The 8,431-nt window shown below is 70.9% G+C and carries 6 protein-coding genes and 1 tRNA gene; 5 read left to right on the forward strand and 2 right to left on the reverse strand.

The genetic code is table 11. The features are described from left to right. The first annotated feature begins 204 nt into the window (after nt 1–204). Both ACZ5Y0_RS26265 and ACZ5Y0_RS26270 read left to right on the forward strand, forming a co-directional pair. Nucleotides 205–1,563, forward strand: a complete 1,359-nt coding sequence (locus tag ACZ5Y0_RS26265; RefSeq protein ID WP_469131144.1) for a pyridoxal phosphate-dependent decarboxylase family protein — start codon at nt 205–207, stop codon at nt 1,561–1,563. Further along, nucleotides 1,560–2,978, forward strand: a complete 1,419-nt coding sequence (locus ACZ5Y0_RS26270; RefSeq protein ID WP_469131145.1) for a lysine N(6)-hydroxylase/L-ornithine N(5)-oxygenase family protein — start codon at nt 1,560–1,562, stop codon at nt 2,976–2,978. Before ACZ5Y0_RS26265 ends, ACZ5Y0_RS26270 begins: the two co-directional genes overlap by 4 nt. 76 nt (nt 2,979–3,054) lie before the next feature. On the opposite strand, the gene ACZ5Y0_RS26275 is transcribed toward ACZ5Y0_RS26270, so the two are convergent. Further along, nucleotides 3,055–4,860: a bifunctional metallophosphatase/5'-nucleotidase gene (locus ACZ5Y0_RS26275; protein ID WP_469131146.1), complete on the reverse strand. Its 1,806-nt coding sequence runs from the start codon at nt 4,858–4,860 to the stop codon at nt 3,055–3,057. A 178-nt stretch (nt 4,861–5,038) separates the two neighbouring features. Here ACZ5Y0_RS26275 and ACZ5Y0_RS26280 point away from each other — a divergent pair, with 178 nt between their 5' ends. Beyond that, nucleotides 5,039–5,731: an SIMPL domain-containing protein gene (locus ACZ5Y0_RS26280; protein WP_469131147.1), complete on the forward strand. Its 693-nt coding sequence runs from the start codon at nt 5,039–5,041 to the stop codon at nt 5,729–5,731. 155 nt (nt 5,732–5,886) lie between these two features. Beyond that, nucleotides 5,887–7,323, forward strand: a complete 1,437-nt coding sequence (pyk, locus tag ACZ5Y0_RS26285) for a pyruvate kinase (protein WP_469131148.1) — start codon at nt 5,887–5,889, stop codon at nt 7,321–7,323. Nucleotides 7,324–7,504: 181 nt separating this feature from the next. Here the strand turns inward: pyk and ACZ5Y0_RS26290 are convergent. After that, nucleotides 7,505–7,578 (reverse strand) — tRNA-Leu (locus ACZ5Y0_RS26290). Nucleotides 7,579–7,678: 100 nt separating this feature from the next. Between ACZ5Y0_RS26290 and ACZ5Y0_RS26295 the strand changes: the two genes are divergently transcribed. After that, entirely contained in the window at nt 7,679–8,335 is a 657-nt protein-coding gene (locus ACZ5Y0_RS26295) for an ANTAR domain-containing response regulator (RefSeq protein ID WP_469131149.1), read from the forward strand. Nucleotides 8,336–8,431 lie beyond the last annotated feature (96 nt).

An 8,431-nucleotide genomic window follows, 5' to 3' on the forward strand; every position in this document is an offset into this window, starting at 1 on the left:
GGGGGGTGTAGGGCCGTGCTTTGTTGGGGGTTGGCGCCCGGGGGGGGGGGGGGGGGGGGGGGGGGGGGCGGGGACCCCCCCCCCCCCCCCGACCCGCACGGCACCCGGCAGAGCCTCCTACTTTCGGGTCCAAAAACCCGCACAGCCAGGGCACGTCGCCGCAACCACCGACAAACTGGGACTCCCCGCCCTCCGGAGGAGCCCATGCGCATGCCGCCCCTCGCCTCAGGCCCCGAAGGCGCGGACGCACTACGGCCGTTGCTCGCCACCGTTCTCGACGCGCTGGACGCCGGTGCCCGCGCCCGCGGCGGCCCCCTGCCCGCAGGCGGCCCCGAAGCGGTGGCCGCCAGGCTGCGCGCAGCGGTCGGCGAGGTCCTGCCGCAGCGGGGCGACCCGACCGCCCCGCACACCCTGGTCCGTGCCCTGGCCGAGGGCTCCGCCGACCCCGCCCACCCGCTGTGCGCCGCGCACCTGCACTGCCCTCCCCTCGCCGTCGCTGCCGCCGCCGACCTGGCCGCCTCCGTCCTCAACCCCTCCCTGGACTCCTGGGACCAGGCCCCGGCGGCCTCGGCGCTGGAGGCGCTCGTCACCCGCGCCCTCGCCGCCGAGGCCGGCCTCGCGGACGCCCTCGTCACCACCGGCGGCACCGAGTCCCACCACCTCGCCCTGCTCCTGGCCCGCGAACGCCTCGGCGCCGGCGTACGCCTCCTGCACGGCGCCAACGCCCACCACTCGCTGCCCCGCGCCGCCTGGCTCCTCGGCCTGCCCGACCCGGTCGTCGTCCCGGCCCCCGCAGGCACCCTCGATCCCGTCGCCCTCGACGAGGCCCTCACCCGCCTGCCCGGCCCGCTGCTCGTCGCGGCCACCGCCGGTACCACCGACGCCGGGCTCATCGACCCCCTCCCCGGCATCGCCGCCCGCTGCTCCGCCCACGGCGCCCGTCTGCACATCGACGCCGCCTACGGAGGCGGCCTGCTGTTCAGCGACCGCCACCGCGCCCTGCTCACCGGCCTCGACGCGGCCGACACCGTCACCCTCGACCTGCACAAACTCGGCTGGCAGCCGGCCGCCGCGGGGCTCCTCGCCGTCCGCGACCCCGACGACCTCGCCGCCCTCCACCAGCGCGCCGACTACCTCAACGCCGACGACGACACCGAGGCCGGTCTCCCCGACCTCCTCGGCCGCTCCCTGCGCACCACCCGCCGCCCCGACATCCTCAAGATCGCCGTCACCCTCAGGACGCTCGGCCGCACCGGCCTCGGCGCCCTCGCCGACGACGTCCTCGCCCGTGCCCAGGAGTTCGCCGCCCTGGTCGCCGCCGACCCCGCGTTCGAGTTGTACGACGCCCCCACCCTCAGCACCGTCCTCTTCCGCCCCACGGGCGCCGACGACGAGGCCGTGGCCCTGATACGCCGCCGACTCCTCACCGAAGGCCGCGCCGTCCTCGGCCGGGCCCGCCTGGACGGCCGGCTCTGGCTCAAGACCACCCTCCTCAACCCCCACACCCGGCCCGACGACCTGGCCGCCCTCCTGGAACTGGTGGAAGGAAACACCCCCGCATGAACACCCCTCCCCACCCGGCCGCCGACACCCCCCGCACCCTCGTCGGCATCGGCATCGGCCCCAGCAACCTCTCCCTCGCCGCCCTCGCCCAGCCCCTCGCCGGACTCGACACCGTCTTCTACGAACAGCGCCCCACCTTCGACTGGCACCCCGGCCTCCTCATCGACGGCGCCCGCGTCCAGGTGCCCTTCCTCGCCGACCTGGTCACCCTCGCCGACCCCACCAGCCCCTGGAGCTTCCTCAACTACCTCAAGACCCGCGAGCGCCTCTTCCCCTTCTACTTCGCCGAGCGTTTCCACGTCCACCGCGCCGAGTACGACGCCTACTGCCGCTGGGTCGCCGAGAGCCTCCCCGCACTGCGCTTCGGCCACCAGGTCGACGCCGTCCGCTGGAACCCCGAACGCGATTTCCTCGAGGTCGACTTCACCCGGCTCGACGCCGACGGCGAAGCCGAGGCCCTCGGCCGCGCCCACACCCGCAACGTCGTCCTCGGCATCGGCACCGAGCCCTACGTCCCCGACCCGCTGCGCCCCCTGACCGACACCCCCGGCGTCCCCGTCCTGCACGCCTGCGACTACCTCGACCACCGGGCCGGCCTCCTCGCCGCCGGCCACGTCACGGTCGTCGGCTCCGGACAGTCCGGCGCGGAGGTGTTCCTCGACCTCCTGCGGCACCGCCCGACCGGCCGGGAACGCCTGCACTGGATCGGCCGCACCGAGGCCTTCGCCCCCATGGAGTACTCCAAGCTCGGTCTCGAACACTTCACCCCCGACCACACCCGCTACTTCCACGCCCTGCCCCAGTCCGCCCGCGACCGCCTCGTCGACGCCCAGTGGCAACTCCACAAGGGCATCGACGCCGACACCCTGGCCGCCATCCACGACGAGCTGTACCGCCGCACCCTGCACGGCGGCTGGCCCGACGCCGTCCTCACCCCCGGCGTCCGCGTCCGCACCGCGGGCCGGATCGCCAACACCAAGATCGAACTGCATCTCGAACACGTCCGGCAGAAAACCCGCAGCCGGCTCACCACCGACGCCGTCGTCCTCGCCACCGGACACATCGAGCGTCCCCTGGACCACGTCCTCGCCGGGCTCGACCCCTACCTCCGCCGCGACAGCGCCGGACGCCCGCGCATCGACGAACACTTCCGCCTCGTTCTCGACCCCTCGGTGACCGGCTCCGGCTGCCACGTCTACGTACAGAACGCCGAACGCCACACCCATGGCGTCGGCGCCCCCGACCTCGGCCTCACCGCCTGGCGCAGCGCCACCATCCTCAACACCCTCACCGGCGAGGAGAGCTACCCCCTCCCGCGCCGCACCGCCTTCACCACCTTCGGCCTCGACCCCCAGCCCCACGTCCCCCCGGTACGGCAGCCGTCTACCCTCACCCCGCTCCTCGAGAGCCGGTGACCACGCGACAACGGTGAGGGGCGGTGGGAGACTTCCCCCACCGCCCCTCACGCCCGTCCCGGACGGGACCGCGCCGCTAGAACACCGGCGTACCGTTCCGCGTCAGCTTCCAGTCCACCGACGCGAACTCCTTCGGATCCAGCACGCCCTTCGCCGTCACCCACTCCGAGATCCGTGTCCGGATCTCCGTCGACTCCGCCCACAGCTCCCGCGCCGACGCCACGTGCGGGAACGCGCCGCCTCCGTTGGCCCGGTAGTTGTTCACCGCCAGCACGAACTGCTGGGCGTCGTCCAGCGCCGCCCCGCCGTACGTCAGGTTCTTGATCCGCGATCCGGCCGCCTGCGCGATGTCGATGTCGTACGACAGTCCCGACACGTAGTCGTAGTTGTAGTCCGGACGGCCACCGGCGTTCGTCAGCTTCTCCACGTCCACGACCGCGTCCGCCGCCGTCTGCACGAAGTACTCCGCGGAGTACTCCAGGTACGCGCGCACCTGAGCGCCCGTCATCAACTTCGCGACCAGCGTGTTGTCGTACACGTACAGGCTCGACAGGTCCCGGATCGTCACGTCGCCGGCCGGGATCTGCGAGGTGCGCGAGAACGGTGAGGCCTGCGCGATCACCGGCAGGGACGCGTACGACGTACCCGCCAGGGCCGCCTTCACCACGTCCTCCTGGACCTTGGCGATCAGGTCGATGATCGGGGCGTCCTTGTACCGGGCCTCGACCGTGGTCAGCGTCTCGGTCGCCGTGCCGACCACCTGGTTGACGTACTCGACGACCTTGGCGTGCTCGTCGGACAGCAACTTGGTGATCTTCGGGTCGTCGGCGACGGAGTTGGAGTTCAGCACCGACGCCGCCACCGACTCGACGCTCCAGCGGCCCTTGGCGAAGACCAGCTCGAAGTCGAACAGCGACAGCCGCTCCGCATAGGCCAGCGGCTCCGACAGCACCACCGTCTTCCCGGTCTTCTCGTTGACGACCTTCAGCTCCGGGATCTCCACGTGCGCGTGCCCGACCAGGATCGCGTCGATCCCCGGCACCTGCTGCGCCACCAGCGCCGCCGAGTTCTCGACGTACGGCAGCTGGTCACCGTACGACGACGTGCCCGAGGAGCCCGAGTGGGCCGACACCACGACGACGTCCGCGCCCATCGACCGCAGCTTCGGCACCCACTTCGCCGCCTGCTCCTCCAGTCCCGGGAAGGTCAGCTTCCCCTGCACGTACGCCTTGTCCCAGATCGCGATCCCCGGGTTGGTCAGGCCCAGCACCGCCACCTTCACCGGCGGCGCGCCCTTCACGCGGAACGTCTTCATGAAGTAGGGCGGGAACGCCGGCTTCAGCGTCTTCGCGTCCAGCGCGTTCGCCCCCAGCAGCGGGAAGTGGCACTGCTCCTCGAACTTGCGGAGCGTCTCGATGCCGTAGTTGAACTCGTGGTTGCCGAGCGCCACGGCGTCGTACCCGATCGCGTTCATCGCCTGCGCCATCGGGTGCACCGGACCGCCCTCGGCCGTGATCGGATCCACCTTGGCGTAGTAGTACGTCAGCGGCGTGCCCTGGATCGTGTCACCGGCGTCCAGGAGCAGCGTGTTCTCCCGGCCCCGCTCCGCGCGGATCCTGTTGACCAGGGTCGAGATGCGCGCCAGGCCCTGCGCGTTGCCCTTGGCGTCCGTGTACTCCGCGTCCTTGAAGTAGTCCCAGTTGAAGACGTGCCCGTGCAGGTCCGTCGTGCCGAGCACGGTCAGCGAGTACCGCTTGGCCGGCTTGGCCGGCTTCTTGGACTCCGCCGCCTGCGCCGCCGGCGCCGCGACCGCGCCCGCGATCGCCACCCCCGCCCCGGTCACGGCGGACTTCTTCAAGAACTTCCGGCGGTTCAACGGCATGCTGTGCTCCTCGGGAACGACCAATGACGCGCGTAGACAGGGGACGCGCGCAGACGAACGCGCGTAGATTCTGACCCGGCCACGGCCGACGACAACAGCCCTCCGAGGTTTCGATCTGGTGACCGGAACCTTGCGAGACCCGCCGCATAAGCAGCCAAGGCCTGTCAGAGTGGGGCGTATGGCCACGTCCGAAGCCCACGGCACCCCCGACGCCCCCCTCCTCGTCGTCCGCGGCGAGACCATCCTCGACGTCGCCCCCGAGATCGCCCGCCTCGGCATCACCGTCACCGCCCGCGGCCGCGACCGCCGCACCACCCTCGACGACCTCACCCGCCGCAACACCGAGGTCCTCGACCTGGTCAGGTCCTACGGCGACGCCGTGGCCGACGTGTCCACCGGCGCCGTGTCCCTCACTCCGGAACTGGCTCAGCACGGCCGTGGCGAACGCGTCCGCAGCCACCACGGCCGTGTCCACGTCGTCGCCGGGCTGACCGACTTCACCGCCCTCGGCGAGCTCGCCACCCGCCTCGCCGACCTGGACCTCACCCGGGTGGACGGCCCCTCGTGGGAGCTGCGCCCGGACTCGCCGGTCCACCGCGAGGTCAGGCAACAGGCGGTACGTGACGCCGTACGGCGGGCGGCGGAGTACGCCGAGGCGCTGGGCACCTCGGTGGCCGCCCTGGTCGAGCTTGCCGACACGGGCACCGAATCTGCCGCCGGACGCCCCCAGGAGGCCTTGGTCCGCCGGGCCTTCCGCATGTCCGCCGCCACGCCGGACACGCCGCCCGAGCCCCTCGACCTCGAACCGCAGCGCATACGGGTACGAGCCGAGGTGAGAGCGCAATTCACCATGGTTCCCCCGCGCCTGTGAATTCACCCGTTCGAGGAATTGCGACGGCCCTGCGGATGCTCATCGGAGCGACCGGGTGCACAATGCGTCACTCGTCAACAGCCCTTCACCCGAAGGTCGTTGACCGGCCATGCCGAGCCAATTCGCTACCGCCCGGTAAGTCATAGGCTCGACTCATGCGCCGAGCGAAAATCGTCTGCACCCTGGGCCCCGCCACCGACTCCTACGACCGGATCAAATCACTGGTCGAAGCCGGAATGGACGTCGCCCGCTTCAATCTCAGCCACGGCGGCCACGCCGAGCACGAGGAGCGATACCGCCACGTCCGCCAGGCCTCCGACGAGACCGGCCACAGCGTCGGCGCCCTCGCCGACCTTCAGGGTCCGAAGATCCGACTCGGCCACTTCGCGGAAGGACCCGTACTCCTCGAACGCGGCGACGCCTTCACCGTCACCGTCGAGGAAGGCGTGGCCGGCGACCGCCGGATCTGCGGGACGACGTACGCCGGTCTCGCCGAGGACGTGTCCGCCGGCGAGCGCATCCTCGTGGACGACGGCAAGGTGTGCCTGGAGGTCACCGAGGTCGACGGCCCGCGCGTCCACACCCGCGTGGTCGAGGGCGGGGTCGTCTCCGACCACAAGGGCCTGAACCTGCCGGGAGTCGCCGTCTCGGTCCCCGCCCTCTCCAAGAAGGACGAGGAAGACCTGCGCTGGGCCCTGCGCACCGGCTTCGACGTCATCGCCCTCTCCTTCGTCCGCAGCGGCCGGGACATCGTGGACGTCCACCGGATCATGGACGAGGAGGGGCGCCGGCTGCCCGTCATCGCCAAGGTCGAGAAGCCACAGGCGGTCGAGAACATCGACGACATCGTCGCCGCCTTCGACGGGATCATGGTGGCCCGCGGTGACCTCGGCGTCGAGCTGCCCCTGGAGCAGGTTCCGATCGTGCAGAAGCGCGCCATCAAGCTGGCCAGGCGCAACGCCAAGCCGGTGATCGTCGCCACCCAGATGCTGGACTCGATGATCGAGAACTCCCGCCCCACACGCGCGGAGGCATCCGACGTCGCCAACGCCGTGATCGACGGCACGGACGCGGTGATGCTCTCCGGCGAGACCAGCGTCGGCAAGTACGCGGTGGAGGCCGTCCGCACCATGGCGAAGATCGTCGAGGCGGCCGAGGAGGACATCCTCACGGCCGGACTCCCGCCCCTCACCGAACGGAACAAGCCCCGCACCCAGGGCGGCGCCGTCGCCAGGGCGGCCGCGGAGATCGGCGACTTCCTGGGCGCCAAGTTCCTGGTCGCCTTCACCCAGTCCGGCGACACCGCCCGCCGCCTGTCCCGCTACCGCTCCCCGATTCCCCTCCTCGCCTTCACCCCGGAACCGGCGACCCGCTCCCAGCTGAACCTGAGCTGGGGCGTCGAGACGTTCCTCGGCCCGCACGTCGGCTCCACGGACGCGATGGTCGACCAGGTGGACGAACTGCTCCTGGAATACGGGCGCTGCGAGAAGGGCGACGTGGTGGTGATCACGGCCGGCTCGCCGCCGGGGGTGTCCGGCTCGACGAACCTCGTGCGCGTGCACCACATCGGAGAGGACGACAGTCCCGAGTAAGGCCGGCCGGATCGGTGCTGGGGCCGACATGGGTGTCGACCAGCGCCATGTGCGCCTTTTCGGCGACGGAGATGTCGTAGGGGGTTTCCGTTGCGGATGCACTCGACACACAGCGAAAAGCGGATGTTCACGAGAACGGGAACATCCGCTTTTATGGGCGACCTTCGAATGGAAGGTTAAGTGCCCCGGGTGGGACTCGAACCCACACTGAATACCTTTTGAGGGTATCGTCTCTGCCGATTGGACTACCGGAGCGTCTTCGAACCGAAGGTCAGTGTAGCCCCTCGGTGCCTCAAACATACAGGAGATAGGTAGGCTCTTGGGAGCAGTGCCCCGCCCTGAACAAGGAGCCCCCGTGACCTCCCCCGAGTCGCCCCAGCCCGTAGACGCGCCCGACGACGACAAGTCGCACGTGCCTCCGCTGACGACCCGTGTCGTCATCGCCGAGGACGAGGCACTGATCCGCCTCGACCTCAAAGAGATGCTGGAGGAAGAGGGCTACACGGTCGTCGGCGAGGCCGGTGACGGCGAGCAGGCCGTCGAACTCTCGCGTGAGCACAAGCCCGACCTGGTCATCCTCGACGTGAAGATGCCCAAGCTGGACGGCATCTCCGCCGCGGAGAAGATCGCCGAGGAGCGCATCGCGCCCGTCCTCATGCTGACCGCCTTCTCCCAGCGCGACCTCGTCGAGCGCGCCCGTGACGCCGGTGCCATGGCCTACCTGGTGAAGCCCTTCAGCAAGAGCGACGTCGTGCCGGCGATCGAGATGGCGGTGTGCCGCTTCACGGAGCTGCGCGAGCTGGAGAACGAGGTCGCGGACCTCACCCTGCGGCTGGAGACCCGCAAGCTGGTCGACCGGGCGAAGTCGATCCTCCAGACGGAGTACGGGCTGACGGAGCCGGCCGCGTTCCGCTGGATCCAGAAGACGTCCATGGACCGGCGGATGTCGATGCAGCAGGTCGCCGAGGCCGTCATCCAGGACGCCGACGAGAAGAAGGCGTCCAAGGGCTAGCTTCGTCGCCGCGCCCACGACGAGGCCCGCGCCCCCGGTCGAACCGGGGGCGCGGGACCGGGCTTGGTGAGGGAGGGGGTCCGTCCTCCGCCAACC

The organism is Streptomyces sp. NPDC033216 (assembly GCF_055577115.1).